The organism is Paracoccus jiaweipingae (assembly GCF_044335505.1).
GTDB lineage: Bacteria > Pseudomonadota > Alphaproteobacteria > Rhodobacterales > Rhodobacteraceae > Paracoccus.
The window spans coordinates 133,233-158,017 of record NZ_JBISBS010000001.1 but is presented as its reverse complement, the minus strand read 5'-3'; the positions used below and the strand labels follow the sequence as shown (position 1 = coordinate 158,017).

General features: G+C 65.5%; 28 protein-coding genes and 2 tRNA genes. 22 read left to right on the top strand and 8 right to left on the bottom strand.

All coding sequences use genetic code 11. The annotated features are described in order from the left end of the window. Positions 1-36 precede the first annotated feature (36 nt). Genes ACFXP9_RS00895 through ACFXP9_RS00875 form a run of 5 tightly spaced genes read left to right on the top strand, consistent with a single transcriptional unit; the run spans position 37 to position 3,340 of the window. On the top strand, positions 37-1,041 hold the full coding sequence (locus ACFXP9_RS00895) for an FAD-dependent oxidoreductase (protein ID WP_397207779.1): 1,005 nt from the start codon (positions 37-39) through the stop codon (positions 1,039-1,041). Beyond that, positions 1,031-1,228, top strand: coding sequence for a sulfur carrier protein ThiS (gene thiS / locus ACFXP9_RS00890; RefSeq protein WP_397207777.1), 198 nt, complete (start codon positions 1,031-1,033; stop codon positions 1,226-1,228). The genes ACFXP9_RS00895 and thiS overlap by 11 nt, the downstream gene beginning before the upstream one ends. A gap of 2 nt (positions 1,229-1,230) precedes the next feature. Then, the gene (locus ACFXP9_RS00885) at positions 1,231-1,989 is read left to right on the top strand and encodes a beta/alpha barrel domain-containing protein (RefSeq protein WP_397207775.1); all 759 of its coding nucleotides are present in this window, start codon (positions 1,231-1,233) and stop codon (positions 1,987-1,989) included. Then, positions 1,986-2,570 carry a thiamine phosphate synthase gene (locus ACFXP9_RS00880; protein WP_397207773.1) on the top strand — a complete coding sequence of 195 codons (585 nt, stop codon included), beginning with the start codon at positions 1,986-1,988 and terminating at the stop codon, positions 2,568-2,570. Before ACFXP9_RS00885 ends, ACFXP9_RS00880 begins: the two co-directional genes overlap by 4 nt. After that, positions 2,549-3,340, top strand: a complete 792-nt coding sequence (locus tag ACFXP9_RS00875; RefSeq protein ID WP_397208173.1) for a hydroxymethylpyrimidine/phosphomethylpyrimidine kinase — start codon at positions 2,549-2,551, stop codon at positions 3,338-3,340. The genes ACFXP9_RS00880 and ACFXP9_RS00875 overlap by 22 nt, the downstream gene beginning before the upstream one ends. Here the strand turns inward: ACFXP9_RS00875 and ACFXP9_RS00870 are convergent. Next, a tRNA-Thr gene (locus ACFXP9_RS00870) sits at positions 3,303-3,378 on the bottom strand. The two genes, ACFXP9_RS00875 and ACFXP9_RS00870, sit on opposite strands and share 38 nt — an antisense overlap. A 122-nt stretch (positions 3,379-3,500) precedes the next feature. Here ACFXP9_RS00870 and ACFXP9_RS00865 point away from each other — a divergent pair. Then, positions 3,501-4,379: a hypothetical protein gene (locus tag ACFXP9_RS00865; protein ID WP_397207771.1), complete on the top strand. Its 879-nt coding sequence runs from the start codon at positions 3,501-3,503 to the stop codon at positions 4,377-4,379. A gap of 351 nt (positions 4,380-4,730) precedes the next feature. On the opposite strand, the gene ACFXP9_RS00860 is transcribed toward ACFXP9_RS00865, so the two are convergent. Further along, the gene (locus tag ACFXP9_RS00860; RefSeq protein ID WP_397207769.1) at positions 4,731-4,982 is read right to left on the bottom strand and encodes a DUF2312 domain-containing protein; all 252 of its coding nucleotides are present in this window, start codon (positions 4,980-4,982) and stop codon (positions 4,731-4,733) included. Between the two features lie 153 nt (positions 4,983-5,135). Here ACFXP9_RS00860 and ACFXP9_RS00855 point away from each other — a divergent pair, with 153 nt between their 5' ends. From ACFXP9_RS00855 to ACFXP9_RS00800, 12 genes are all read left to right on the top strand, one after another. Next, a complete protein-coding gene (locus tag ACFXP9_RS00855; protein ID WP_397207767.1) occupies positions 5,136-5,363 on the top strand; it encodes a hypothetical protein in 228 nt (75 codons plus the stop codon). A gap of 56 nt (positions 5,364-5,419) precedes the next feature. Continuing rightward, positions 5,420-5,845 (top strand): YeeE/YedE family protein, encoded by a 426-nt coding sequence (locus tag ACFXP9_RS00850; RefSeq protein WP_397207765.1) that lies wholly within the window; start codon positions 5,420-5,422, stop codon positions 5,843-5,845. 1 nt (position 5,846) lies between these two features. After that, a complete protein-coding gene (locus tag ACFXP9_RS00845) occupies positions 5,847-6,269 on the top strand; it encodes a DUF6691 family protein (RefSeq protein ID WP_397207763.1) in 423 nt (140 codons plus the stop codon). Then, a complete protein-coding gene (dtd, locus tag ACFXP9_RS00840) occupies positions 6,270-6,719 on the top strand; it encodes a D-aminoacyl-tRNA deacylase (protein WP_397207760.1) in 450 nt (149 codons plus the stop codon). Between the two features lie 409 nt (positions 6,720-7,128). After that, positions 7,129-8,397, top strand: coding sequence for a DEAD/DEAH box helicase (locus ACFXP9_RS00835; protein ID WP_397208171.1), 1,269 nt, complete (start codon positions 7,129-7,131; stop codon positions 8,395-8,397). A 104-nt stretch (positions 8,398-8,501) separates the two neighbouring features. After that, positions 8,502-9,074, top strand: a complete 573-nt coding sequence (locus ACFXP9_RS00830; RefSeq protein WP_397207758.1) for a thymidine kinase — start codon at positions 8,502-8,504, stop codon at positions 9,072-9,074. 92 nt (positions 9,075-9,166) lie between these two features. Beyond that, positions 9,167-10,318: a D-alanyl-D-alanine carboxypeptidase family protein gene (locus ACFXP9_RS00825; RefSeq protein ID WP_397207756.1), complete on the top strand. Its 1,152-nt coding sequence runs from the start codon at positions 9,167-9,169 to the stop codon at positions 10,316-10,318. A gap of 7 nt (positions 10,319-10,325) precedes the next feature. Further along, positions 10,326-10,925, top strand: a complete 600-nt coding sequence (gene tmk, locus ACFXP9_RS00820) for a dTMP kinase (RefSeq protein ID WP_397207754.1) — start codon at positions 10,326-10,328, stop codon at positions 10,923-10,925. After that, a complete protein-coding gene (locus ACFXP9_RS00815; RefSeq protein ID WP_397207752.1) occupies positions 10,922-12,016 on the top strand; it encodes a DNA polymerase III subunit delta' in 1,095 nt (364 codons plus the stop codon). Before tmk ends, ACFXP9_RS00815 begins: the two co-directional genes overlap by 4 nt. 19 nt (positions 12,017-12,035) lie before the next feature. Further along, complete coding sequence (locus tag ACFXP9_RS00810; protein ID WP_397207750.1) at positions 12,036-12,839, top strand: TatD family hydrolase; 804 nt, start codon at positions 12,036-12,038, stop codon at positions 12,837-12,839. Further along, positions 12,836-13,639 (top strand): MBL fold metallo-hydrolase, encoded by an 804-nt coding sequence (locus ACFXP9_RS00805; RefSeq protein WP_397207748.1) that lies wholly within the window; start codon positions 12,836-12,838, stop codon positions 13,637-13,639. The genes ACFXP9_RS00810 and ACFXP9_RS00805 overlap by 4 nt, the downstream gene beginning before the upstream one ends. A gap of 52 nt (positions 13,640-13,691) precedes the next feature. Further along, the gene (locus ACFXP9_RS00800; RefSeq protein ID WP_397207746.1) at positions 13,692-14,636 is read left to right on the top strand and encodes an AEC family transporter; all 945 of its coding nucleotides are present in this window, start codon (positions 13,692-13,694) and stop codon (positions 14,634-14,636) included. Here the strand turns inward: ACFXP9_RS00800 and ACFXP9_RS00795 are convergent, their stop codons facing one another. From ACFXP9_RS00795 to ACFXP9_RS00770, 6 genes are all read right to left on the bottom strand, one after another. Further along, on the bottom strand, positions 14,637-15,605 hold the full coding sequence (locus ACFXP9_RS00795) for an ABC transporter permease (RefSeq protein ID WP_397207744.1): 969 nt from the start codon (positions 15,603-15,605) through the stop codon (positions 14,637-14,639). Positions 15,606-15,608: 3 nt separating this feature from the next. Then, complete coding sequence (locus ACFXP9_RS00790) at positions 15,609-16,910, bottom strand: ABC transporter permease (protein WP_397207742.1); 1,302 nt, start codon at positions 16,908-16,910, stop codon at positions 15,609-15,611. Between the two features lie 62 nt (positions 16,911-16,972). Beyond that, positions 16,973-18,061, bottom strand: a complete 1,089-nt coding sequence (locus ACFXP9_RS00785) for an ABC transporter substrate-binding protein (RefSeq protein WP_397207739.1) — start codon at positions 18,059-18,061, stop codon at positions 16,973-16,975. An 80-nt stretch (positions 18,062-18,141) separates the two neighbouring features. Continuing rightward, positions 18,142-19,224, bottom strand: a complete 1,083-nt coding sequence (locus ACFXP9_RS00780; protein ID WP_397207737.1) for an ABC transporter substrate-binding protein — start codon at positions 19,222-19,224, stop codon at positions 18,142-18,144. Between the two features lie 59 nt (positions 19,225-19,283). Next, complete coding sequence (locus tag ACFXP9_RS00775) at positions 19,284-20,387, bottom strand: ABC transporter ATP-binding protein (protein WP_397207735.1); 1,104 nt, start codon at positions 20,385-20,387, stop codon at positions 19,284-19,286. A 332-nt stretch (positions 20,388-20,719) separates the two neighbouring features. Next, positions 20,720-20,806: transfer RNA gene (locus tag ACFXP9_RS00770), tRNA-Leu, on the bottom strand. Positions 20,807-20,966: 160 nt separating this feature from the next. Between ACFXP9_RS00770 and lipB the strand changes: the two genes are divergently transcribed. The 4 genes from lipB (at position 20,967) to ACFXP9_RS00750 (ending at position 24,720) form a co-directional block, all read left to right on the top strand. Further along, positions 20,967-21,629 carry a lipoyl(octanoyl) transferase LipB gene (lipB, locus tag ACFXP9_RS00765; protein ID WP_397207733.1) on the top strand — a complete coding sequence of 221 codons (663 nt, stop codon included), beginning with the start codon at positions 20,967-20,969 and terminating at the stop codon, positions 21,627-21,629. 104 nt (positions 21,630-21,733) lie between these two features. Then, the gene (locus tag ACFXP9_RS00760) at positions 21,734-22,210 is read left to right on the top strand and encodes a pseudoazurin (protein WP_397207731.1); all 477 of its coding nucleotides are present in this window, start codon (positions 21,734-21,736) and stop codon (positions 22,208-22,210) included. A 161-nt stretch (positions 22,211-22,371) separates the two neighbouring features. Further along, positions 22,372-22,797, top strand: a complete 426-nt coding sequence (locus tag ACFXP9_RS00755; protein WP_397207729.1) for a c-type cytochrome — start codon at positions 22,372-22,374, stop codon at positions 22,795-22,797. A 246-nt stretch (positions 22,798-23,043) separates the two neighbouring features. Then, positions 23,044-24,720 (top strand): cytochrome c oxidase subunit I, encoded by a 1,677-nt coding sequence (locus ACFXP9_RS00750; protein ID WP_397207727.1) that lies wholly within the window; start codon positions 23,044-23,046, stop codon positions 24,718-24,720. Positions 24,721-24,785 lie beyond the last annotated feature (65 nt).

The following is a 24,785-nucleotide window of genomic DNA, read 5'->3' as shown; positions in this document are numbered from 1 at the left end:
CCGGGATATTTGGGCCAAGCTGAAGGGGGCCTCATCTTGGCAAAAATATCCTCGGGGGGGACCGGCCCCGCCGGTGGGGGGCAGACAGCCCCCCGGCCCACGGTGCCGCGCATTGACGTGATCGGGGCTGGCGTGGCGGGTCTGTGTGCCGCAACCGCGCTGGCCGAGGCCGGGGCGCAGGTCCGGCTGATCGACCGCGCCCCTGATCCGCAAGGTGCCAGCTGGCTGGCCGGCGGGATGCTGGCCCCGTTTTGCGAGGGCGAATCCGCGCCGGAACCGGTGGTCGCCTGCGGAGCCGACAGCATCGCGTGGTGGTCGGCCCGCGCCGATGTGACCCATGGCGGCACGCTGGTCATCGCCCCCGCCCGCGACCGGGCCGAACTGGACCGCTTTGCCGCCCGCACCCGTGGCTGGCAATGGCTGGATGGCGATGCCATTGCCGCGCTGGAACCCGATCTGGCCGGACGGTTCGACCGCGCGCTGTTCTTTCCGACCGAGGCGCATCTGGACCCCCGCGACGCCATGGCCGGGCTGCGCGCGCGGCTGGACTTTACCCCCGATCAGGCGCCCGACGCCCCGGTGATCGTCGATTGCCGCGGCTGGTCGGCGCGCGACATGCTGCCCGATCTGCGCCCCGTGCGCGGCGAGATGCTGGAAATCGCCAGCGCCGAGCTGCGCCTGAACCGCACGGTCCGCGTCCTGCATCCGCGATTTCCCTGCTATCTGGTGCCGCGCGCGGGCGGGCGCATCATGGTGGGGGGCACGATGGTCGAATCCGCCGATGACGGCCCGGTCACCGCCCGCGCGGTGATGGAGCTGTTATCCGCCGCCTATACCCTGCATCCCGCACTGGCCGAGGCCAGGTTGCTGGCCACCGGCGCCGGGCTGCGGCCCTCATTTCCCGACAATCTGCCGCAAATCCGGCAGGCGGGCGGGCGCTGGCATGTCAACGGCTTTTACCGCCACGGTTTTCTGATGGCGCCCGTCATGGCGCAGCGTCTGGCCGAAACCCTGATCCACGAGGTCCGCCATGCAGGTTGAGGTCAACGGCAAACCCGCCACCATCGCCGCCGCCGATCTGGCCGCGCTGATGGCGGAACTGGGGCATGACCCCGACACCCACGCCACCGCGCATAACGGCCAGTTCGTGCCCCGCGCCGCCCGCGCCGCCACGGCGCTGAGCGACGGTGACCGGGTCGAGATTTTGCGTCCGATGTATGGGGGCTGATCATGCGCATCTATGACACCGAACTGGATTGCCCGCTGATGCTGGGGACGGCGGGCTATCCCTCGCCGGCCATTCTGGCGCAGGCGGTGGCGGCGGCCCAACCCGCCGCGATCACCGTCAGCCTGCGCCGCGAAGGCACCGCCGGCGAGGATTTCCGCCGCTTTCTGGCCGGCTGCGGGGCGCATATTCTGCCCAACACCGCCGGTTGTCACACCGTGCGCGAGGCCGTCACCACCGCCCGGATGGCGCGCGAGGTTTTCGGCACCGACTGGATCAAGCTGGAACTGATCGGCCATGCCGACACCCTGCAACCCGATGTGTTCCAGCTGGTCGAGGCCGCGCGCATCCTGTGCGCCGACGGCTTTCAGGTGCTGCCCTATACGACCGAGGATCTGATCGTGGCCGAACGTCTGGTCGATGCGGGCTGTCAGGTGCTGATGCCCTGGGGCGCCCCGATCGGCAGCGGTCAGGGCCTGCGCCATGTCGATGCGCTGCGCAGTATGCGCGCGCATTTCCCCGACCTGACGCTGATCGTCGATGCCGGCATCGGCGCCCCCAGTCAGGCCGCCCACGCGATGGAGATCGGCTTTGACGGCGTTTTGCTGAACACCGCCGTTGCCCGCGCAGGCGATCCGGTGGCCATGGCACGCGCCTTTGCAGACGCCGCGCGGGCGGGTCGGGACGCGTTTCGCAGCGGTCTGATGCCGCGCCGCGACATGGCGGTTCCGTCTACCCCGGTCTTTGGCATGGCGGTTCTATGATACCGCCCTTCTATCTGATCGTCAGCGATGCCGCGCGGGCCGAATTGCTGGCCGATACCGGGGTCAGGCTGATGCAGCTGCGCTATAAGGGCGATGACCCGGCGACCCAGATCGACCGCGCGCTGACGGCCTGTCGCCGCCACGGCGTCGATCTGGTGGTCAATGACCACTGGCAGGCGGCCATCGACGCCGGGGCGCCGTGGCTGCATCTGGGTCAGGGCGATCTGGACCATGCCGATCTGGGCGCGATCCGCCGTGCCGGTCTGCGGCTGGGGATCAGCACCCATGACCGCGCCGAACTGGACCGCGCGCTGGCGCTGGACCCCGATTACATCGCCCTTGGGCCAATCTGGGAAACCCGGCTGAAAAAGATGCCGTGGCGCCCGCAGGGTCTGACCAAACTGGCACGCTGGAAGCGCCGCGTCGGCAGCCTGCCGCTGGTGGCCATCGGGGGGATTACACCGGACCGGGCCTCGGACGTGTTCGACACCGGGGCGGACAGTATTGCCGTGGTCTCGGACGTGCAATTCGCCGCCGATCCGCGGGCGCGGGTGGCGCAATGGCTGCGCCTGACCGCATGAGGCGGCTGCTGATCATCGCCGGCAGCGACAGCAGTTGCGGTGCCGGGATCGCGCGCGATCTGGCCGTTGCCGCCGGGCTGGGGGCCGCGCCGCGCCTGTGCATCACCGCCGTCACGGCGCAGGATGCAGGCGGCGTCAGGGCCATCCACCCGGTCCCGGCGGATGTGATCGCGGCCCAGATCGCGGCGGCAGGTCCGGTCGCGGCGGTCAAGATCGGGATGCTGGCCGATGCGCCAACCCTGCGCGCGGTGGCCACCGCCCTGAACCGCAGCAGTGTGACTTGTCCGGTGGTGCTGGACCCGGTGCTGTCGGCCAGCGCCGGGGGCGCGCTGCTGGACGCGGATGGGGTTGCGGCCCTGCACGGCCTGCTGCCCCGCCTAAGCCTGATCACCCCCAACCTGCCCGAGGCCGCCGCCCTGACCGGCCACCACGACATCACCGATCAGGGCCGCGCCCTGTTGCGCCAGGGCGCATCGGCGGTGCTGATCAAGGGCGGTCATGGCGGCGGCGCGCTGGCGACGGACTGGCTGTTTGAACCGGACCAGCCCCCCCGCGCCTTCAGCCACCCGCGCCGCCCTGTCACCCGGCGCGGCACCGGCTGCACCCTGTCGACCGCCATTGCATGTGCCTTGGCCGCTGGCGCGACACTGCCCGACGCGATCACGGCGGCGCGGGCCTGTCTGGACGACTGGCTGGAAAACGACTGGCTGGGAAACGACTTGCTGGGAAATCTGGTGCCGGCAGAGGGACTTGAACCCCCGACCCTCTGATTACAAATCAGATGCTCTACCAGCTGAGCTATACCGGCATCTTTTACCGTTTCTGCGATACAATCACTTCCGGGGCAGTGCAAGCGCCAGTTCAAAACCGGTTGGCCCGGTGGCGCGGGCGGTCTAATGTGCCGGGGCTGCACATCCGGGGGGCTTGAACATGAAAGCGGTTTTCCACCTAGGCGCGAACGGGACCGATCTTGGCGCCATGGCCAACAGCCTGTCGGCCAATCAGTCCATGCTGGCCCGTCATGGCGTTGAATTCGTCCCCCATGACCGCTGTGACGAGATCTTCCAGCGCGCGCAACTGGCGCTGAAAGGCGGTCGTGCCACCCCCGAGATGGAACAGATGATTCTGGACGCCATTCTGGATATGGATGCGCCCGAGCGTATTGTGTTCAGCCATCAGAACCTGCTGGGGCTGCCCAACCGGATGCTGTCGGCCAACGGGCTGTATTATGCCGCCGATGAACGCATCAGCGCGCTGCAAAACCTGCTGCCGGGATGCGAGGCCGAATTTGCCATCGCGCTGATGAACCCGGCCTCTTTGGTGGATTATGCGCGCAAACGCCAGCCGCAGATTTCCTATGACCAGATGATGCACGCCGTTGATCCGACCGCGCTGCGCTGGCCCGATGCGATCAAGCGCATCCTGCGCGCCGCCCATGGCAAGCGGCTGATCGTATGGTGCCACGAGGACACGCCGCTGATCTGGACCGAGGTGATGCGCAGCATGACCCGCATCCCCGACGAAGTGCATTTCGCCAACCAGCTGGAAATCGCCGCCACGCTGTTGCCCCCCGACGCCCTGCGCGAGGCCCGGCTGCAAATCCGCCGCACCGGCACCGGCATCACCGTGGCGCAGCGCCGCGCCATTGTCGAGGCCGCGCTGGTGGCCCATGGCCGCGCCGACCAGATGGAGGCCGATCTGGACCTGCCGGGCTGGACACAGGATCTGGTCGACCAGATCACCCGCCAGTATTACGCCGATGTGGCCGATATTGCCGCGCTGCCGGGGGTCGAATTCATCGCCGCCTGACCGGCGCCCCGGATTTTCGCCGCGCCGTGCGCCCTGCACCCGCAACACCCGCGCCGGGGCAAGACAGACGGGCAGGACCGGCGGTCAGCGCCCGGCCCGCCACGCGCCCGGTCCAATGCGCGCACGGGGCCACCCATTCGGGCCGCAGGCCGCGATCAGGCCCACCACCACCACCATCAGCAGCCGCCACCATCAGACCTTAGGTCACGACGACTTCGATCATTCATGGCTTGGGCCGTTCAGCCCTTAGGCCGTCCTGACATTCGGGAAGCCCGACCTTGGGCCTCCCACAGCTTATGTCAGCCCCAAGGCCACCCCAAAGGTCGCGCTGCCCGCCTGACCCACCGGGCCTCAGGCCATGCCAAGGGCGGCTTTGTACATATCCAGAATGGCCTCTTCCTCGGCGATGTCGTCGCGGTCGCGTTTGCGCAGGGCCACGATCTTTTTCATCACTTTGGTGTCGTATCCACGGGCCTTGGCCTCGGACATGACCTCTTTCTGGCGCTCGGCGAGGTCTTTCTTTTCGGCCTCAAGCTGTTCATATTGTTCGATGAACTGGCGCAGCTCGTCAGCTGCGACGCCATAAGCGTGATCGTCCTGCATGGGTCACCTTTCATTGCCTTCGGGCGGTGTCTAGGCGGTCTTGCCGCGCGGCGCAATCAAGGCTAGGGCCGCAGGGGCAAGAAACCACCGGCGCGCGCCGCACGCAATTGCGCGGCACCCGCCCATCAGGACCGCAGCAAGGGGGAAACGGCAATGACGGCATTCGATCTGATGATCTGGGGCGGCGCGGCGCTGACGACGGCGGGGCTGATGGCGATCCTGTGGTGCATCCTGACCGTTGCGCGCGCCCGTCGCGGCGCCCTGCCCGACGACCAGATGCGCGCGCGGATGAAAACCGTGATCGCCGTCAATATGGCGGCGCTGGGGGCGTCGATGATCGGGCTGCTTTGCGTTGTCGCCGGGATCATGCTGGGGCGTTGACACATTCCCACGCGCGAATATATATGCGGCAGATTGTGATCAGGGGATGAACCAAGATGCAGACGGAATGGCTGATGGGCCTTGCCGGCGGGCTGATGATCGGCTGCGCGGCGGCCCTGTTCTTGCTGTTGAACGGGCGCGTGATGGGGGCCAGCGGCCTGCTTGGCGGGCTGGTCGATGGCAGCGCCCGCAATGACCGCGCCGAACGGATCGGCTTTATCGGTGCGCTGATCGCGGTGCCGGCGGCGCTGGTGGCGATGGGGCTGGGGGCACCGGCCCCGGCGGTGGCGCCGCTTTGGGTGATGGTCGTGGCCGGGTTTCTGGTCGGCATCGGCACCCGGCTGGCCAATGGCTGCACCTCGGGGCACGGGGTGTGCGGCATCTCGCGCCTGTCGCTGCGCGGCATCGTCGCGACCTGCGTTTACCTGATCTTTGGCGGGCTTGCGGTGCTGATCTCGCGCGCGGGCGGTCTGGGGGTGTGACATGAACCGGATCATTTTCGCCCTTCTGTCGGGCGGGCTGTTCGGGGCCGGGTTGCTGGTCTCGGGGATGACACAGCCGGCGCGGGTGCAGGGCTGGCTGGACGTATTCGGGGACTGGGACCCGACGCTTGGCTTCGTGCTGACCGGGGCGATCATCCCGATGGCCATCGCCTGGGCGTGGGTGCGTCCGCGCCGCGCACGGGGGCAGGTGTCGGCCAGCGGCCATGCCTATCCCGCCGACCCGGCCCCGCTGATCGACATGCGACTGGTTGGCGGATCGGCGCTGTTCGGCATCGGCTGGGGGCTGGCGGGGCTGTGCCCCGGCCCGTCCATGGCCGTGCTTGGCTTTGCCGGCTGGCCCTTCATCGCCTTTTTCGCCGCCATGTGCGTCGGCATGATCGCGGCGCGTCTGGTGCGGGCCTGAATGCGGGTTTTGCTGCAACGGGTCCGCGACGCGCGGGTCGAGGTCGACGGCCACACCACCGGCCAGATCGGCCCCGGCCTGCTGGCGCTGGTCTGTGCGATGCAGGGCGACGATACCGCCAGCGCCGACAAGCTGGCCGCGCGGGTGGCCCGGCTGCGGATCTTTCGCGACGATGCCGGCAAGATGAACCGGTCCGTCCTTGACACCGGCGGCGCGGTTCTGGTGGTCAGCCAGTTCACGCTGGCCGCCGACACCCGCAGCGGCAACCGCCCCGGCTTTTCCACCGCCGCCGCCCCGCAGGACGGCAAGGCGCTGTATGAACGCTTTGCACAGGCGCTGCGCGATCTGGGGCTGGTGGTGCAGACCGGACGTTTTGGCGCCGATATGGCCGTCAGCCTGACCAATGACGGGCCGGTGACAATCTGGATGGATTCCACCGACCGCGCTTGACATTCCGGCGCGCAGGCCCCATCTGCACCCAGTCGCCGCCCGTGACCGCGTGAGTCACCGCGCCATTTTCAGGCGCATCGGCCCGACACCAGTTTTCCAAGGTCCCATGTCACGCGGGGTTCTTGCGGGTTCCTATCCGGCCCGCCCCGATGTTGACCGCAGCCGCCCTTTGGCGCGCCTGCCCCATGCCGTCCGCCCGATACGGGGGTGTCCGGCCACGAAAGTATTGATGAGCACTGAAAACGCACGCCCGCAACGCGCGGGCAAACCCCGCTTTAACCGCAACGCCAAGCCGGGCGCCCGCCCCGAGGGCCGCAACGGCGGCAAACCCTTTGGCAAGCCCGACAGCCGCGGCGGCGACGCCCCCTTTGGCAAGCCCCGCGGCAAGGGCGGCCCGCGCCGCCCGCGCATGGTCGAAGAGGAAAAATTCATCCGCCGCGCCATCCCCGATATCGACACGCCCTTTACCCAGATGGGCATCGACCCGCGCGTGGCGATCAACCTGCCCAAGCTGGGGATCGAGACCCCCTCGCCCATCCAGCAACAGGCCATCCCCCATATCGTCGGGGGGCGCGACCTTCTGGGTCTGGCCCAGACCGGCACCGGCAAGACGGCGGCCTTTGGCCTGCCCATGCTGACCCGGCTGCTGAATAATGGCCGCCGCCCCGAACCCAAGACCTGCCGCGCGCTGATCCTGGCGCCGACCCGTGAACTGGCGACCCAGATCGCGCAGAATATCGACACCTATGCCGAGGGCACGCCGATCCGCTGTTTCCGCGTCGTCGGGGGGGCCTCGATCAATGTGCAGGTGCAGCGGCTGGAACGCGGCGTCGACGTGCTGATCGCGACGCCGGGCCGGCTGATCGACCTGCTGGAACGTCACGCGCTGACGCTGGACCAGACCCAATATCTGGTGCTGGACGAGGCCGACCAGATGCTGGATATCGGCTTTATCCACGCGCTGCGCCGCATCGCCAAACTGTTGCCGCCTGAACGCCAGACGCTGCTGTTTTCGGCCACCATGCCCAAGCTGATGGCGGAACTGGCCGACAGCTATCTGAACGACCCGGTCAAGGTTGCCGCCAACCCGCCCGGCAAACCCGCCGAGAAAATCGAACAGGGTGTGCATTTCGTCAATCAGGGCGACAAGGCCGAATTGCTGTCGGACTATATGTCCAAACACCCCGGCGAACTGGCCATCGTGTTTGGCCGCACCAAGCATGGCAGCGAAAAGCTGGCCAAGCTGCTGGAAAAATGGGGTTTCAAGACCGGCGCCATTCACGGCAACAAATCGCAGGGCCAGCGGGAACGGGCGCTGGACGCGTTCCGCAAGGGGCAGGTTCAGGTGCTGGTGGCGACCGATGTCGCCGCGCGCGGGCTGGATATTCCGCAGGTGGCGCATGTCTATAACTATGACCTGCCCAATGTCGCGGAAAACTATGTCCACCGCATTGGCCGCACCGCCCGCGCCGGGCGCAATGGCCGCGCCGTGGCCTTCTGTTCCCCGGCCGAGATGGACGAGCTGAAAGCCATCGAACGCGCCATGAAGGCCGAGATCCCGGTGATCGGCGGCGAACGCCCGGCACCGGCCCCCGGCAGCCGCAAACCCGCAGGCGGGGCGCGCAAACGCCCGGCGCGGCGCCCCTCGCGCCAGCCGAAATCGGCGCAACGGGCCTGATATGCCCTGGCGGGGCGCGGCCAGACCGGTCATGCCCCGCCAACCGCCGCCACCGCGCCCCCAGGCCACCTTGCGAGCAGCACCGGGCGGCGCTATCGGGGCGTATGGCCAAGCTTTATTTCCACTATTCCACCATGAACGCGGGCAAAAGCACGTTGCTGTTGCAGGCGTCCTATAACTATCGCGAACGCGGCATGGACACGCTGTTGCTGACCGCCGCGATCGACGACCGGGCGGGCGCGGGGCGCATCGCCAGCCGCATCGGCATTTCCGATGGCGCCACCGGGTTTGACGCCGAAACCGACCTGTTCGCGCTGATCCGGGCGCGTGGCCGCGACTGCGCCTGCATCTTTGTCGACGAGGCCCAGTTCCTGACACGCGAACAGGTCTGGCAACTGGCCCGCGTGGCCGATGACCTGAACCTGCCGGTAATGTGTTACGGCCTGCGGGTCGATTTCCGTGGCGAGCTGTTCCCCGGTTCCGCCGCGCTGCTGGCGCTGGCCGATGACCTGCGCGAGGTGCGCACCATCTGCCATTGCGGGCGCAAGGCCACGATGGTGGTGCGCATGGATGAAAACGGACAGGCCATCCGCGACGGCGCGCAGGTCCAGATCGGCGGCAATGAACGCTATGTCTCGCTGTGTCGCCGGCACTGGCGGCAGGCCATGGGGCTTTAGCCGCGGGCTGTGATCACAATCGGGCTGCGCGCGTTGCCCCCTGCGCGGCCTTGCGATACAGCTTGGGGCAAACAGGCAAGGATTCCCCGCCCATGCGCATTCTGATGTCGCTTTTTCTGACCGCCCTGCTGTCGCTGCTGGCCCCGATGGCCCATGCCTTCGACACCAATGCCCGCGCGGCCTGGGTCTATGACATGACCACCGGCACGGTGCTGATGCAGAAAAACGCTGACGAGGCCCTGCCCCCCGCCAGCATGTCCAAGCTGATGACCGTCTATATGCTGTTCGAGGCCCTGCATGAAGGCCGGGTCCAGATGGACACGCGGCTGCCCGTCTCGACCAAGGCGCGGCAGATGACCGGCTCGACCATGTTCCTGAATGAACAGGACCGGCCCACGGTCGAACAGCTGATCAAGGGTATCATCGTTCTGTCCGGCAATGACGCCTGCGTCGTCGTGGCCGAGGGGCTGGCCGGGACCGAATCCGCCTTTGCCCGGCAGATGACCGAACGCGGTCAGGCGCTGGGGCTGACCCAGTCGCATTTCGCCAATGCCAGCGGCTGGCCCGACCCGCAACAGCGCATGTCGATGCATGATCTGGGCCTGCTGGCGACGCATCTGATCAACGACTTCCCCGAACTTTACAAGAATTTCGCCATTACCGAATACCCGTTCGACAACCGCGCCCCCGCCAACCGCCACAACCGCAACCCGCTGCTGAAGCTGGGAATCGGGGCGGACGGCCTGAAAACCGGCCACACGCAAGAGGCCGGTTACGGGCTGGTCGGGTCGGCCAGACAGGGCGACCGCCGGATCGTCTTTGCCATTGCCGGTCTGCCCACGGAAAAAGCCCGCGCCGAAGAGGCCGAGCGTATCACCAGTTGGGCCTTTCGCCAGTTCACCATGAAAACCGTGGTCCCCAAGGGCGAAACCGTGGCCACCGCGCCGGTCTGGCTGGGAACGCAGTCGCGGGTGGCGCTGACCACGCGTGACGGGCTGAACGTGCTGATCCCCGCCGGTGCGCAGGACGGCATCAAGGCCGAGGCCGTGTTCAACGGCCCCATCCCCGCGCCCATAACCGCAGGCCAGCAGCTTGGCGAACTGGTGCTGACCATCCCCGGCGCGGGCGATGCGCGGATGCCGCTGCTGGCGGCCACCGACATCCCCGAGGCGGGCTTTGTGGGCCGCCTGCAAAGCGCGGCGGTCCGGCTTGGCCAGCAGGCCTGGGCCGCGATCAACGGCTGATCCGCGCATGTTCATCAGCTTTGAAGGCATCGACGGGTCAGGCAAGTCCACGCAGGCACAGTTGCTGGCCGATCACCTGCGCGCGCAGGGCCGTAAGGTCACGCTGACCCGCGAACCCGGCGGCAGTCCGGGGGCCGAGGAAATCCGCCGCCTGCTGGTTCAGGGCGGCGGCGACCGCTGGTCCGCCGAAACCGAATGCCTGCTGTTCACCGCCGCGCGCCGCGACCATCTGGAACGGGTCATCCGCCCGGCGCTGGCGGCGGGGCAGGTCGTGATCACCGACCGCTTTGCCGATTCCACCCGCGTCTATCAGGGCGTCACCCGTGGCGATCTGCGCGCCACGGTGGATCAGCTGCACCAGCTGATGATCGGGCTGGAACCGACGCTGACCTTCGTCATCGACCTTGACCCTGAAACCGGGCTGGCGCGCGGTCACGCCCGTGGCGGGGCCGAGGACCGGTTCGAATCCATGGGGCTGGGTTTCCAGCAGCGCCTGCGCGACGGCTTTCGCCACCTTGCCCGCGACTATCCCGACCGGGTGCGCCTGATCGACGGCGCCGGCAGCCCCGAGGCCGTGGCCACCCGCATCCGCGCCGCCCTGGCATGAGCAGCAGCAGCGACGACCCCGACGCCCTGCCCGAGGCCGACCGCGTCAGCGGCGCCCCCCACCCCCGCCATGCCAGCCGGGTCATCGGGCAGGACCACGCCATCGACGATTTTCTGGACGCGGCCCGCGCCGGGCGGCTGCATCACGCATGGCTGCTGACCGGGCCGCGAGGCGTCGGCAAGGCCACGCTGGCCTGGGCCATGGCGCGCTGGCTGCTGGCGGGTGGCGATGAAAGCGGCCTGTCCGCCCCCGATGACGACCCCACCGTGCGGCGCATCCGCGCCCTGTCGGAACCACGCCTGATGCTGGTGCGCCGGCCTTGGGACGAAAAGGCCAAACGCCTGCGCGCCGATATCACGGTCGAGGAAATCCGCAAGCTGCTGTCCTTTTTCCACATGTCCGCCGCCGAGGGTGGCCACCGCGTCGCCATTATCGACGCCGCGGACGAGATGAACACCGCCGCCGCCAATGCCCTGCTGAAGGTGCTTGAGGAACCGCCCAAGGGCGGCATCATCATCATGGTCGCGCATCAACCCGCGCGGCTGCTGCCCACCATCCGCTCGCGCTGTCGGGAATTGCGGCTGACGCCGCTGGACCATGACGACATGGCGCAGGTGATGGCGGGCGTCGGGGTGGATGCCGAATCCGACAAGCTGGCGGAACTGTCCGGCGGATCGGCGGGCGAGGCGCTGCGCCTGTTGGGTCAGGACGGGCTGGCGGTTTATCAGCAGATCGTCGATCTGTTCGCCACCCTGCCCCGCATGGACCGCCCCGCGGCGCTGAAACTGGCCGAACAGGCCGGGGCGCGCGCCAGCGGCGATGGCGACCCGTTCGATCTGACCGTGACCCTGCTGGACCGTTTCCTGACCCGCGCCGCACGGGCCGGGCTGATGGGTGCGCCGCTGGTGCAGGCCGCCACAGGCGAGGCCGAATTGCTGGCCCGCATCGCCCCCGACGACCGCGCCGCGCGCCATTGGGCACAGGCGCAGGCCGAATTGTCGGCCCGCGCCCGCAGCGGGCGGGCGGTGAACCTTGACGGCTCGGCGCTGGTATTGGACATGCTGACGCGGCTGGCCCATAACAGCCCCTGATCCGCAGAAAGGCCCGAAGATGAGCGACCCCGCATTCGAGATCGTGGACAGCCATTGTCACCTCGACTTTCCTGATTTCGACGGCGAGCATCAGGCCCTGATCGCGCGCGCGCAGGCCGCCGGGGTGCGCCGCATGGTCACCATCTGCACCAAGCTGTGCAACGAACCCGCCGTGCGCGCCCTGGCCGAGGCCCATGCCCCGGTGTTCTATGCCGCCGGCACCCACCCGATGAGCGTCGCTGACCAGCCGATGGCCAGCGTCGATCAGCTGGTGGCGCTGGCCGCGCATCCGAAATTCGTGGGCATTGGCGAAACCGGGCTGGATTACCATTATACCGCCGACACGGCGGCGCTTCAGCAAGACAGCCTGCGCATCCATATCGCCGCCGCCCGCCAGACCGGCCTGCCGCTGATCATTCACAGCCGCGCCGCCGATGACGACATGGCCCGCATCCTGCGCGAGGAACATGCCAATGGCGCCTTTGGCTGTGTGATGCATTGCTATTCCAGCGGGCCGGAACTGGCGCGCGCGGCGCTGGATCTGGGGTTTTACCTGTCGATGTCGGGAATCGCGACCTTTCCCAAATCGCAAGAGGTCCGCGACATTTTCAAATCCGTGCCGCTGGACCGGGTGCTGGTTGAAACCGACAGCCCCTATCTGGCGCCGCCGCCGCATCGCGGGCGACGCAACGAACCGGCCTATACCGCGCTGACGGCACAGGTCGGGGCCGATCTGTTCGGCCTGTCCCTGCCCGAATTCGCCGCCGCGACCACGGCCAATTTCGACCGCCTGTTCGCCAGGGCCGCAGGGTGGGCGGCATGATCCGCGCCACCATCCTTGGCTGCGGATCGTCGGGCGGCGTGCCCCGTATTGGCGGCAACTGGGGCGATTGCGACCCGCTGAACCCGAAAAACCGCCGCCGCCGCTGTTCGCTGCTGGTTCAGCGCGACGGCCCCGAAGGCACCACCAGCCTGTTGATCGACACCGGTCCCGACCTTGTGCCGCAATTGCTGGATGCCGGGGTCGGGCGGCTGGATGCGGTGGCCTATACCCATCCCCATGCTGACCATGTGCATGGCATCGACGACATTCGCCAGATCGTCTTTAACATGCGCCGGATGATGCCGGTCTGGGCCGATACCCCCACCGCCGACGCCCTGCGCGAGCGCTTTGGCTATATCTTCGAGACGCCCGAGGGGTCGGGCTATCCGCCGGTGGCGCAGATGAACCTGATCGAGGGGCCGTTTACCATCGACGGGCCGGGGGGGGCGCTGCATGTGACGCCCTTTACCGTCGTGCACGGCACCATTCCGGCGCTGGGGTTCCGCGTCTCGCATGATGTGGCGGGGGGGCTGGCCTATCTGCCCGATGTCAGCGCCATCCCCGACACCGCCTGGCCCGCGATCGAGGGCGCACAGGTGTTCATCTGTGACGCCCTGCGCCGCACACCGCATCCCAGCCATTCGCATCTGGCGCAGACGCTGGACTGGATCGCGCGGTCGGCGGTGCCGCAGGGGGTGATCACCAATATGCATCTGGATATGGATTACGACGCGGTCATGCGTGACACGCCGCAAAATGTGGTCCCTGCCTTTGACGGGATGGTCATCACCTGCCACTGACGGCGCGGGCGGACAGGCCGCCTTTTGGGTATTTGGACAACGAAGAAACGCCATGAGCACGCTGTTTACCGTCATTCTGCCGGTGTTTCTGGTGATCGGCTTTGGCTATGTCACCGCGTGGCGGCGGCTGTTTGCCGAGGCTGCGACCGACGGGCTGATGCGGTTTGCACAGAATTTCGCAGTGCCGGTGCTTTTGTTCAAATCCATGGCGCATCTGGACCTGGGGGCCGAATTCGACCCGCCCCTGCTGGCGGCGTTTTACGCCGGGGCCTTTGCCAGTTTCGCGATCGGCTGGCTGGGGGCGCGGCATCTGTTTCGCCGCAGCCCCGAGGATGCCGTGGCAATTGGCTTTGCCTGCCTGTTCTCGAATTCGCTTTTGCTGGGGCTGCCGATTACGGAACGCGCCTATGGCGCGGATGCGCTGGCCGGGAACCTGATGATCATCGCCCTGCATTCGCCGCTGTTATATACGTTTGGCATCACGGTGATGGAGTTCACCCGCGCCCGTGGTCTTGGGATCAGTGCCGGGCGGGTGATGCTGCGGGCCTTGTCGGGGGTGCTGCACACGCCACTGGTGATCGGCATTCTGTCAGGGCTGGCGGTCAATCTGGCGCAGCAATTCGGGCTGGCCCTGCCCGAGGGGTTCTGGGCCGCGGTCGAGATGATGGCCCGCGCCGCCCTGCCTGCCGCGCTGTTTGGGTTGGGCGGCATCCTGTTCCGGTATCGCCCCGAGGGGGATGCCGGGGCAATTTCCATGGTCTGCGGCTGTTCGCTGCTGCTGCATCCGGCGATCGCCTTTGGGCTGGGGCATCTGTTCGGGCTGAATGTCGGCGCGCTGCGGTCCGGGGTGATGACGGCGGCCATGGCGCCGGGAATCAACGCCTATCTGTTCGCGAATATGTATGGCGCGGCAAAGCGCGTTGCCGCCACCAGCGTTCTGGTGGCGACGGCGCTGTCGATGCTAACCATCTGGTTCTGGCTGTCGGTGCTGCCGTGATTATTGCGGCGTCAGCCCGCGCATCCGTTCGGACCGCCGGCGCAGCAGTTCCACCACCGTCAGCAGGCTGATCGAGAACACCACAAGGATCGTCGCCACCGCCAGAATGGCCGGGCTGATCTGTTCGCGGATGCCGTTCCACATCTGCCGCGGGATGGTTTGCTGGTCAGGCCCGGCGATGAACAGCACGGCCACGACCTCGTCAAACGAGGTGGTAAAGGCGAACAGCGCCCCCGACACCACCCCCGGCAGGATCAGCGGCATGGTCACGCGGAAAAAGGTCGTGCGCGGGTTCGCGCCAAGGCTGGCGGCGGCGCGGTTCAGCGACTGGTCGAACCCCACCAGCGTGGCGGTCACGGTGATGATCACAAAGGGAATCCCCAGCGTGGCATGGGCCAGAATCACCCCCAGATAGGTATTCGCCAGACAGCCCGAATTGGACAGCACCGGCGACAGGATTTGCCCCACCCAGCTGTTCGGCGGCACGCAGGCCGAGCTGTAGAAAAAGAACAGCCCCGTCGCGGTGATGATGATCGGCACGATCATGGGCGAGATCAGGATCGCCATGATGGCGCGGCGGAACGGCATCTCGGGTCGGGCCAGCCCCAGCGCTGCCAGCGTCCCCAGCACCGTCGCAATGATGGTCGAAAACACCCCGATAATCACAGAGTTTTTGGCCGCCTGCACCCATTTCGCATTGTGCCAGACATCGGCCCACCAGCCCGCGCCCTGCCCGCCGGGATTGGTGGTGCCATAGGTCAGCAGGCTGTCATACCAGCGCAGGCTGTAACCCTGCGGGTCGAAGGACAGCATCTGGTCGGTAAAGGTGAAATAGGGTTCGGCATTAAAGGACAGTGGAATGATGACCAGAATCGGCGCGATCAGGAACACGAAGATCGCGGTGCAGATCACCAGATAGGTCCAGTGCCAGACGCGTTCCAGCGGTGATGCGTAACGTGGCAAAGCCATGACTTACCCCAGTTTCAGATTGTCGATGCCGACCATGCGGTCATACAGCCAGTACAGCACCAGCACCCCCCCCAGCAGCAGCGCGGCAAGGGCTGCGGCCATGGACCAGTTCAGCGTCTGTGACATATGCACGGCGATCATGTTGGAAATCAGCTGACCCGAGCTTCCACCCACCAGCGCAGGCGTAATATAATACCCCACGGCAAGGATGAACACCAACAGCGCCCCGGCCCCGAACCCCGGCAGGGTCTGGGGAAAATAGATGCGGCGAAAGGCCGTCCAGCTGGTCGCGCCAAGGCTGCGGGCAGCGCGGACATAGGACGGGTTGATGGTGCGCATCACCGAATACAGCGGCAGCACCATGAAGGGCAGCAGAATATGCGTCATCGCCACGATCGTGCCGGTCTGGTTATAGATCATCTGCAAGCGCTGGTCATTCCCGATCAGCCCCAGCCAGACCAGCACGTCATTGACCACGCCCTGCTGTTGCAACAGCACGATCCAGCTGGTCGTGCGCACCAGAAGCGAGGTCCAGAACGGCAGCAGCACAAGGATCATCAGCAGATTCGATTTCCGCATCGGCAGCGTCGCCAGCAGATGCGCAATCGGAAAGCCCAGAACAAAGGTCAGACCGGTGATCAGCAGCGACAGCCACAGCGTGCGCTTGAACAGGGTGATATAGATCTGCTTGTGTTCATCGGTCTGCACGATTTTTCCGTCACTGTCGCGGGTGCGGTCCAGCGCCGACAGATAGAAATTGCCGGTATAGGGTGTCGCCGCCTCGCGCATGGCTGACCACAGACGCGGTTCGCCCCATGCCGCGTCCAGCGCCAGAACGGCGTCCCGATACGGGGGTTCCAGCCCCTTTTTCGCCTTGCGCCCGCCCGACGTGAACAGCGACCGCGTCCCCGGCACGTCATAATTGATGCGGGTGCCGACCACGCCGATGGTCTTGGCCTGCGCCGCGCTTTGCAGGTCGGCGGCCAGCGCGGCCCATGCCGCATCGTCCGGGCCGGTGCCGCGCGGATGGTCGGCAAACCACGCGCTAAGCTGGGGCATATTGGCGGAAAAGCCGTCATTATACATCGACCGTTTCAGCATCTGCCCGATGGGCAGCACGAAGGTCAGCAGCACGAATAGCAGCAGCGGCGCCACCAGCCAGAAGGCCCGCCGCCGCGACCGCGCCTGCGACCGCGCCAGCGCACGGTGCAGCGGCTTGCCATCCGCCGTGGTCAGCGGGGCCGAAGGGTCGATCCCCGAGGCTTCGGTCACGATGGCGGCATGAGGGTCGAGCGGGCTTGCCATATGCGGTCTTTCTGTCTGCGTCGGTCAGGCCCTGCCCCGCGGCGCGGGACAGGGTATCGGCATCAGCCCGCCAGCCAGGCGGCGAAGCGTTCGTTCAGTTCGGCGGCGTGATCGACCCAGAATTCCACATCCGAGGCCAGCGCGTTGCCCATGTTTTCAGGCGCCGTGGGCAGGTTGGGCGGCATGTCGACATCGCTGTCTTTATATTTGCCGACCAGCCCCTGCGACGACTTGCGCGGCGGGCCATAGCTGATCTGTTCCGCTGCACGGGCCAGCGGCTCCGGCCCGGTGCTGAAAGCCACGAAATCCAGCGCCGCCTGTTGGTTCGGGGCGCCTTTGGGAATGACCCAGCCTTCCATTTCATAAATCTGGCCATCCCACAAAATCCGGAACGGCTTGCCCTCGTCCACGGCGGCGTTAAAGACCCGGCCGTTATAGGCCAGCGTCAGCGCGACCTCGCCATCGGCCAGCAGCTGGATCGGCTGTGCGCCGGCCTCCCACCAGACAATCTGGGATTTGATGCTGTCCAGCTTTTTGAACGCACGGGCCACCCCCTCGTCCGTGGCCAGAACCTGATAAACCTGATCGGCGGGCACGCCATCGGCCATCAGCGCCATTTCCATGTTGAAATGCGCGTCCTTGCGCATCCCGCGCTTGCCGGGGAAGGCATCAAGATCAAAGAAATCCGCCACCGATTTCGGCGCGGCATCGCCCTGATATTTGCTGCCGTCATAGGCGATCACGGTGGAATAGACATCGGTCGCCACGAAACAATCGCCCAGACCGTTGGGCAGGAAATCATCCTGCGGCGCGCTGCCATCGGCGCCTTTTTCCAGCATGTCCGGGTCGATTTCCTGAACCAGACCTTCGTCGCACAGCCGCATCGCATCGGCATAGCCGACGCTGGCCACGTCGCTGGTGACATTGCCGGCCTCGACCTCGGCCTTGATGGGGGTGGCGGGGTTGTCGGTATCGGCCATGGTGACCTTGATGCCGGTTTTTTCTTCGAACGGGCGGGCAAAGGCGGTTTTCTGCGCCTCGCTATAGGCGCCCCCCCAGGACAGCACGGTCAGCGTGTCGCCGGCCATTGCCGCAGTTGTCAAAGCGATCCCCGTGAGGGCGGTGCTCAGCAGAAGCGTGATTCTTTGCATGGTCTTCCTCCTCCGTTGGCGGGGCCGCAACACCCCTTAGGCCCGCACCCGGTTGGCCCGGATGCGGTCAATGCGTGCGCTTAGCCGGCCAGCCAGGCGGCAAAGCGTTCGGACAGTTCGGCGTCGTGATCGACCCAGAATTCGGTGTCCGACTGCAAGGCGGTGGTCAGGTTTTCAGGCGCGGTGGGCAGGTTCGGGACCATGTCCACATCGCTGTCCTTGTATTTGCCGACCAGCCCCTGCGACGACTTGCGCGGCGGGCCATAGCTGATCTGTTCCGCCGCACGGGCCAGCGGTTCGGCCCCGGTGCTGAAGGCCACGAAGTCCAGCGCGTTATCCTTGTTGGGGGCGCCTTTCGGGATCACCCAGCCTTCCATTTCGTAAACCTGATGGTCCCACACGATCCTGAACGGCTTGCCCTCGTCGATGGCGGCATTGAAGATGCGGCCGTTATAGGCGATCGCGATCGCGACCTCGCCATCGGCCAACAGCTGCGGCGGCTGCGCGCCGGCTTCCCACCAGACGATCTGGGACTTGATCGTGTCCAGCTTTTTGAAAGCACGCGCCACGCCCTCGTCCGTGGCCAGAACCTCATAGACCTGATCGGCGGGCACGCCATCAGCCATCAGCGCCATTTCCAGATTGACCTTGGCCCCCTTGCGCATCGCGCGCTTGCCGGGAAACGCGTCGAGGTCAAAGAAATCGGCCAGTTTTGTGGGCTTGGCGTCTTTGAACCGGGTCTCGTCATAGGCCATGATGGTCGAGAACACATCCGTCGCCACAAAGCATTCCGACACTGTGCCGGGCAGGAAATCATCCGCCGCGGCGGTGCCATCGGGGGCCGGGGTCAGGATCGCCGGGTCGATTTCCTCAAGCAGACCCTCGTCGCACAGGCGCACGGCATCGGCATATTCGACGCTGGCAACATCGGCGGTGACGTTGCCGGCCTCGACCTGTGCCTTGACCGGGGTGGCCGGGTTGTCGGCATCGGCCACGCTGACCTTGATGCCGGTCTTTTCCTCGAACGGCTTGATATAGGCCACCTGATGCGAGGCCCCATAGGCACCGCCCCATGACAGGACGTTCAGTTGCTTGTCCTGCGCCTGCGCCGCGAAAGCGGTGGCGCACAGCGCGGTCGTCAGAACCAGAGTCGTCTTCAGCATCTGCGATATCTCCCCATTGGTCGCATTGCGGTTGGCCGCCTTCCGGGGGGCGGTTTCGGTTACACCGGGTCCAGTGCGCGCGCATCCTGCGGGTGCCAGCCGATGCGGATCGACTGTCCCGGCGCCAGCCGCGCCTGCCCCAGCGTATTGCGGTATTTCATCACGAAATCATCGCTGCCCGCGACCCGCAGCCGCGCCCGCAGGATGTCGCCCATATAAATCACCTCCAGCACCTCGGCCTGAACGGTATGGGCGTTGGGGGGCATCATCTCGGGCTTGAACTCGACCCGCTCGGGGCGGATCGACACGGTGGTCTGCTGACCCGTTTCGCGAATATTGACGGCGGTGGCATCAATCAGCGCGCCATCGGCCAGACGCACCAGCGCGGTATCGCCCGTCAGTTCCTGAATGGTGCCGGTCAGCGCGTTGTTTTCACCGATAAACCCGGCGACAAAGCTGTTTTCGGGCTGTTCATACAGCACCTCGGGGCGGGCCAGTTGCTGGATGCGGCCATCGTTGAACACCGCAATGCGGTCCGACATGGTCAGCGCCTCGCCCTGATCATGGGTGACATAGACCACGGTAATGCCCAGACGTTCGTGCAGATGCTTGATTTCGAACTGCATATGTTCGCGCAGCTGCTTGTCCAGCGCGCCAAGCGGTTCGTCCATCAGCACCAGTTGCGGGTCGAAAACCAGCGCCCGCGCCAAGGCGATCCGCTGTTGCTGGCCGCCTGACAATTGCGCGGGACGGCGGCTGGCAAAGGCCCCCATCTGGACCATGTCCAGCGCGCGTTTGATGCGGCTTTCGCGTTCGGCCTTGTCCATGCCCCGCACCTCCAGCGGGAAGGACAGGTTTTCGCCCACGGTCATATGCGGAAACAGGGCGTAATTCTGAAACACCATGCCGATGCCGCGCTTATGGGGCGGCACGTCATTGATATTGCGCCCGTCCAGCCGGATCTCGCCATGGGTGGCGGTCTCGAACCCGGCCAGCATCATCAGGCAGGTGGTTTTGCCGGACCCGGACGGTCCCAGCATGGTCAGAAACTCGCCCTTGCCGATCGAGAGGTTCAGATCCTTCACCACCAGCGTGCGGCCGTCATAGCTTTTCTGGACATGGTCGAAAACGACGAATCCCGCGTCGGTCGGTCGGTCGGTCAAAAGCGCCCCCTGTTCGCGTCTGTTCTGTTCTTTGCGCCTGTCGACTGTAAGCGGTGCCCCGGCGCGATTGCAACAATGTTGTGGCAGCCATGCACAAACAGTCTGGCTGTGCCCATTTTGCAGGCAGCAGATCCGCATCGCTGGCGCAACGCCGGGCAGGCCCCGCCGCAGGCACCTGAAATAACGCGAAAAGCTTGCGGATACAGCTTGCCCGAAATGGCAGCAGCCGACCCCCCGCACCGCCTGACCCCGCGTCAGTGACCAGTGGCAGCGCGGCCCAAAGGCCCGCCGCAATCGCGCCGGGGTCGTGCCGTGATCTGTCAGGAAAGGGATGGTGCGGCCGAGAAGACTCGAACTTCCACGGGAGTTACCCCACAGCGACCTCAACGCTGCGCGTCTACCAATTCCGCCACGGCCGCAAACCGGGCAAGTGGTCGGGGTCATAGACGGTTGCGCGGGCGTTGAAAAGGGGGTTCCCGTCCCGCGCCGCATTTTTCGCCCGGTTTTTGCACGGCACTGGCATGGCGCGGGTTTTGAACCTATCTGGGGGCCAGGCACCACCACAGCAAAGACCCCGCCATGCCCGACCATCCCGCGCCCGAATGGCTGACCGCGCCCGGCCTGACCCCCTATCCGCAGGCCGTTGCCTTCATGGAAAACCGCGTCGCGCAAATCCTTGCGGGCACGGCGCCGGAACTGATCTGGCTGGTCGAACACCCGCCGCTTTACACCGCCGGGACCAGCGCGCAGGCCCGCGACCTGACCGACCCGGACCGGTTCGAGGTGTTTCAGGCCGGGCGCGGCGGGCAATATACCTATCACGGGCCGGGGCAGCGCGTGATCTATGTCATGCTGGACCTGAACCGGCGCGGGCGCGATGTGCGCGCGTTTGTGCAGCGGCTGGAAGGCTGGGTGATCGACACGCTGTCGGCTTTCAACGTGACAGGCGAGTTGCGCGAGGGCCGCGTCGGCGTCTGGATCGCCCGCCCCGACAAGCCCGCCCTGCCGGATGGCCAGATGCACGAGGACAAGATCGCCGCCATCGGCATCAAGCTGCGCCGCTGGGTCAGCTTTCACGGCATCTCGGTCAATGTCGAACCCGACCTTGGCCATTTCGGCGGCATCGTTCCCTGCGGCATCAGCGGTCATGGCGTCACCAGCCTTGTCGATCTGGGCCTGCCGGTGACGATGGACGACCTTGACGCCGCGCTGAAGGACAGCTTTGCCCGGCATTTCGGCTGAACCGCTGCGCGCCTTTGCGGCCATGGCGGGCGGCGGTTTGTCACATCGCCAATACCTGACTGTTTTAATAGGTTGGCAGCCGGACAAAACAGGAAGGACATCAGATGACATCGCTTCGCCTTAGCGTCACCTCGCTGGCCATTGGCACCTTGCTGGCCGTGGCCGCCCTGCCCGTGCTGGCCCATGCCGAAACGCACGAGGTGATGATGCTGAACAAGGACCCCGACGACAAAAAGGCGCGCATGGTGTTCCGCCCCGAGGTGCTGCATATCGCGCCGGGCGACACGGTCAAATTCGTCTCGACCGACCCCAGCCATAACAGCAGCGCCGATGCGGATATGATCCCCGAAGGCGCCGAGCCGTGGAAAAGCAAGATCAGCGCGGATTTCGAGGTCACGCTTAATCAGCCGGGCATTTACGAATATTACTGCCTGCCGCACCGTGCCATGGGCATGGTCGGCGCCATCGTGGTGGGTGATGACCTGTCCAACCTTGACGCGCTGCGAGCGCGCAAGATGAAGGGCAAGGAAAAGGACCGCTTTACCCAGATCCTTGACACCATCGAAAGCGGCGCAAAATAAGTCACGCCGATCAGGAGTTTACACGATTCAGACCCGGTCAGCGACAATCTGTCCGGGTCTTTTTGCTTGCTTTGTGCGTTCGCATTGTATGTCATGCGCTGACAGAGGCGGCACAATTGTGCCGGTCATGACCCCAGATCTGAAGGATCCAGGAAAACGCTATGAAATATTCGGTTATCGCAGCTCTCGCCCTTTCGGTTGCCGCGGCCCCTGCCTTTGCGGCCGGTGACGCCGCCGTTGGCGAGAAGGAATTCAAGAAATGCAAGGCGTGCCACATGATTCAGGACGCCGATGGCAAGGACATCGTCAAGGGCGGCAAGACCGGGCCGAACCTGTATGGCGTCGTGGGCCGCAAGGCCGGTTCGGAAGAGGGCTTCAAATATTCCGACGCCCTGATCAAGCTGGGTGAATCCGGCGAGGTGTGGACCGAAGAAGATTTGGCCGCCTATATGACCGACCCGAACAAATATGTCGAAGACAAGATCGGCGACCCCAAGGCCAAGACCAAGATGACCTTCAAGATGAAGAAAAATCAGGACGACATCACCGCGTTCCTGGCCCAGCACAGCCCCGAGGCCGCCCAGTAAGGCGCGCCCGGCGGGCCAGCCCCGCCCATCACGACAGGGGCCGTGGCAAATGCCGCGGCCCTTTTCAATTCAGCCCCCTGCCCCCGCCCGGCGCCGCCCAACGCGAACCGCCCGGCCCGCAAAACACCCCGCCGCCCCGCCATCTTTCCCACAAGTGACAGATTGCCGCAGGGGGTTCTTTGGTCTAGACAAGACAAAAGGGGGTGGGGTCACGCCTGCCCAACGCGCATTCGGGGAGGTTTCTTCATGGCAGACGCCGCCGCTCATGGCCACGACGCCCACCATGACACGCGCGGGTTCTTTACCCGCTGGTTCATGTCCACCAACCACAAGGATATCGGCATCCTCTACCTGTTCACGGCAGGGATCGTGGGGCTGATCTCGGTGATGTTCACCATCTATATGCGGATGGAACTGCAACATCCCGGCGTCCAGTATATGTGTCAGGAAGGCGCGCGCTTTATCGCTGATGCGTCGCGCGAATGCACCCCGAACGGGCATTTGTGGAACGTGATGATTACCTATCACGGCATCCTGATGATGTTCTTCGTGGTGATTCCGGCGCTGTTCGGCGGCTTTGGCAACTATTTCATGCCGCTGCATATCGGCGCCCCGGACATGGCCTTTCCGCGGCTGAACAATATCAGCTATTGGCTGTATGTCTGCGGCGTGGCGCTGGGTGTGGCCTCGCTGCTGTCGCCGGGGGGTGACGGCATGGGCGCGGGCGTGGGCTGGGTGCTGTATCCGCCACTGTCGACCCAGCACAGCGATACCATCGCAATGGATCTGGCGATCTTTGCCGTCCACGTCTCGGGCGCGTCCTCGATTCTTGGGGCGATCAATATCATCACCACCTTCCTGAACATGCGCGCGCCGGGGATGACCCTGTTCAAGGTGCCGCTGTTCGCGTGGTCGGTGTTCATCACCGCATGGCTGATCCTGCTGTCACTGCCGGTGCTGGCGGGTGCGATTACCATGCTGCTGATGGACCGCAATTTCGGCACCAATTTCTTCAACCCGGCCGGTGGCGGCGACCCGGTGCTGTATCAGCACATCCTGTGGTTCTTTGGCCACCCCGAGGTGTATATGATCATCCTGCCCGGCTTTGGCATTATCAGCCATGTCATCGCCACCTTCGCGAAAAAGCCGATCTTTGGCTATCTGCCGATGGTGCTGGCCATGGCCGCGATCGGGGTTCTGGGCTTTGTCGTCTGGGCGCATCACATGTACACGGCGGGCATGTCGCTGACCCAGCAAAGCTATTTCATGCTGGCCACCATGACCATCGCGGTGCCCACCGGCATCAAGGTGTTTTCCTGGATCGCGACCATGTGGGGCGGCAGTATCGAGTTCAAGACCCCGATGCTGTGGGCCTTTGGCTTTCTGTTCCTGTTCACCGTCGGCGGCGTGACCGGTGTCGTGCTGTCGCAGGCGCCGCTGGACCGGGTCTATCACGATACCTATTATGTCGTGGCGCATTTTCACTATGTGATGTCGCTTGGCGCGGTCTATGCGATCTTTGCCGGGGTGTATTTCTGGATCGGCAAGATGTCGGGCCGGCAATACCCGGAATGGGCTGGCAAGCTGCATTTCTTTGCGATGTTCATCGGCTCGAACCTGATCTTCTTCCCGCAGCACTTCCTTGGCCGTCAGGGAATGCCGCGCCGCTATATCGACTATCCGGTGGAATATGCGTTCTGGAACAATATCAGCTCGATCGGGGCCTATATCGCCTTTGCCAGCTTCGTGTTCTTTATCGGCGTGGTGTTCTGGACCCTGTTCGCCGGGCGCCGGGTGAATGTCCCGAACTACTGGAACGAGCACGCCGATACGCTGGAATGGACCCTGCCCTCGCCCCCGCCCGAGCACACGTTCGAGCAACTGCCCAAACGCGAGGACTGGGATCACAGCCACGCGCATTGACCGGGCGCCATGCCCTATCGCTGGCTGACACATCCAGACAACCCAAAAACGGCGGCCGCAGAGGA

Coding starts and splice junctions, on each gene's coding strand:
- thiS (WP_397207777.1), top strand. CDS start 1,031: ATGCAGGTTGAGGTCAACGGCAAACCCGCCACCATCGCCGCCGCCGAT.
- ACFXP9_RS00885 (WP_397207775.1), top strand. CDS start 1,231: ATGCGCATCTATGACACCGAACTGGATTGCCCGCTGATGCTGGGGACG.
- ACFXP9_RS00880 (WP_397207773.1), top strand. CDS start 1,986: ATGATACCGCCCTTCTATCTGATCGTCAGCGATGCCGCGCGGGCCGAA.
- ACFXP9_RS00875 (WP_397208173.1), top strand. CDS start 2,549: ATGGCTGCGCCTGACCGCATGAGGCGGCTGCTGATCATCGCCGGCAGC.
- ACFXP9_RS00865 (WP_397207771.1), top strand. CDS start 3,501: ATGAAAGCGGTTTTCCACCTAGGCGCGAACGGGACCGATCTTGGCGCC.
- ACFXP9_RS00860 (WP_397207769.1), bottom strand. CDS start 4,982: ATGCAGGACGATCACGCTTATGGCGTCGCAGCTGACGAGCTGCGCCAG.
- ACFXP9_RS00855 (WP_397207767.1), top strand. CDS start 5,136: ATGACGGCATTCGATCTGATGATCTGGGGCGGCGCGGCGCTGACGACG.
- ACFXP9_RS00850 (WP_397207765.1), top strand. CDS start 5,420: ATGCAGACGGAATGGCTGATGGGCCTTGCCGGCGGGCTGATGATCGGC.
- ACFXP9_RS00845 (WP_397207763.1), top strand. CDS start 5,847: ATGAACCGGATCATTTTCGCCCTTCTGTCGGGCGGGCTGTTCGGGGCC.
- dtd (WP_397207760.1), top strand. CDS start 6,270: ATGCGGGTTTTGCTGCAACGGGTCCGCGACGCGCGGGTCGAGGTCGAC.
- ACFXP9_RS00835 (WP_397208171.1), top strand. CDS start 7,129: ATGGTCGAAGAGGAAAAATTCATCCGCCGCGCCATCCCCGATATCGAC.
- ACFXP9_RS00830 (WP_397207758.1), top strand. CDS start 8,502: ATGGCCAAGCTTTATTTCCACTATTCCACCATGAACGCGGGCAAAAGC.
- ACFXP9_RS00825 (WP_397207756.1), top strand. CDS start 9,167: ATGCGCATTCTGATGTCGCTTTTTCTGACCGCCCTGCTGTCGCTGCTG.
- tmk (WP_397207754.1), top strand. CDS start 10,326: ATGTTCATCAGCTTTGAAGGCATCGACGGGTCAGGCAAGTCCACGCAG.
- ACFXP9_RS00815 (WP_397207752.1), top strand. CDS start 10,922: ATGAGCAGCAGCAGCGACGACCCCGACGCCCTGCCCGAGGCCGACCGC.
- ACFXP9_RS00810 (WP_397207750.1), top strand. CDS start 12,036: ATGAGCGACCCCGCATTCGAGATCGTGGACAGCCATTGTCACCTCGAC.
- ACFXP9_RS00805 (WP_397207748.1), top strand. CDS start 12,836: ATGATCCGCGCCACCATCCTTGGCTGCGGATCGTCGGGCGGCGTGCCC.
- ACFXP9_RS00800 (WP_397207746.1), top strand. CDS start 13,692: ATGAGCACGCTGTTTACCGTCATTCTGCCGGTGTTTCTGGTGATCGGC.
- ACFXP9_RS00795 (WP_397207744.1), bottom strand. CDS start 15,605: ATGGCTTTGCCACGTTACGCATCACCGCTGGAACGCGTCTGGCACTGG.
- ACFXP9_RS00790 (WP_397207742.1), bottom strand. CDS start 16,910: ATGGCAAGCCCGCTCGACCCTCATGCCGCCATCGTGACCGAAGCCTCG.
- ACFXP9_RS00785 (WP_397207739.1), bottom strand. CDS start 18,061: ATGCAAAGAATCACGCTTCTGCTGAGCACCGCCCTCACGGGGATCGCT.
- ACFXP9_RS00780 (WP_397207737.1), bottom strand. CDS start 19,224: ATGCTGAAGACGACTCTGGTTCTGACGACCGCGCTGTGCGCCACCGCT.
- lipB (WP_397207733.1), top strand. CDS start 20,967: ATGCCCGACCATCCCGCGCCCGAATGGCTGACCGCGCCCGGCCTGACC.
- ACFXP9_RS00760 (WP_397207731.1), top strand. CDS start 21,734: ATGACATCGCTTCGCCTTAGCGTCACCTCGCTGGCCATTGGCACCTTG.
- ACFXP9_RS00755 (WP_397207729.1), top strand. CDS start 22,372: ATGAAATATTCGGTTATCGCAGCTCTCGCCCTTTCGGTTGCCGCGGCC.
- ACFXP9_RS00750 (WP_397207727.1), top strand. CDS start 23,044: ATGGCAGACGCCGCCGCTCATGGCCACGACGCCCACCATGACACGCGC.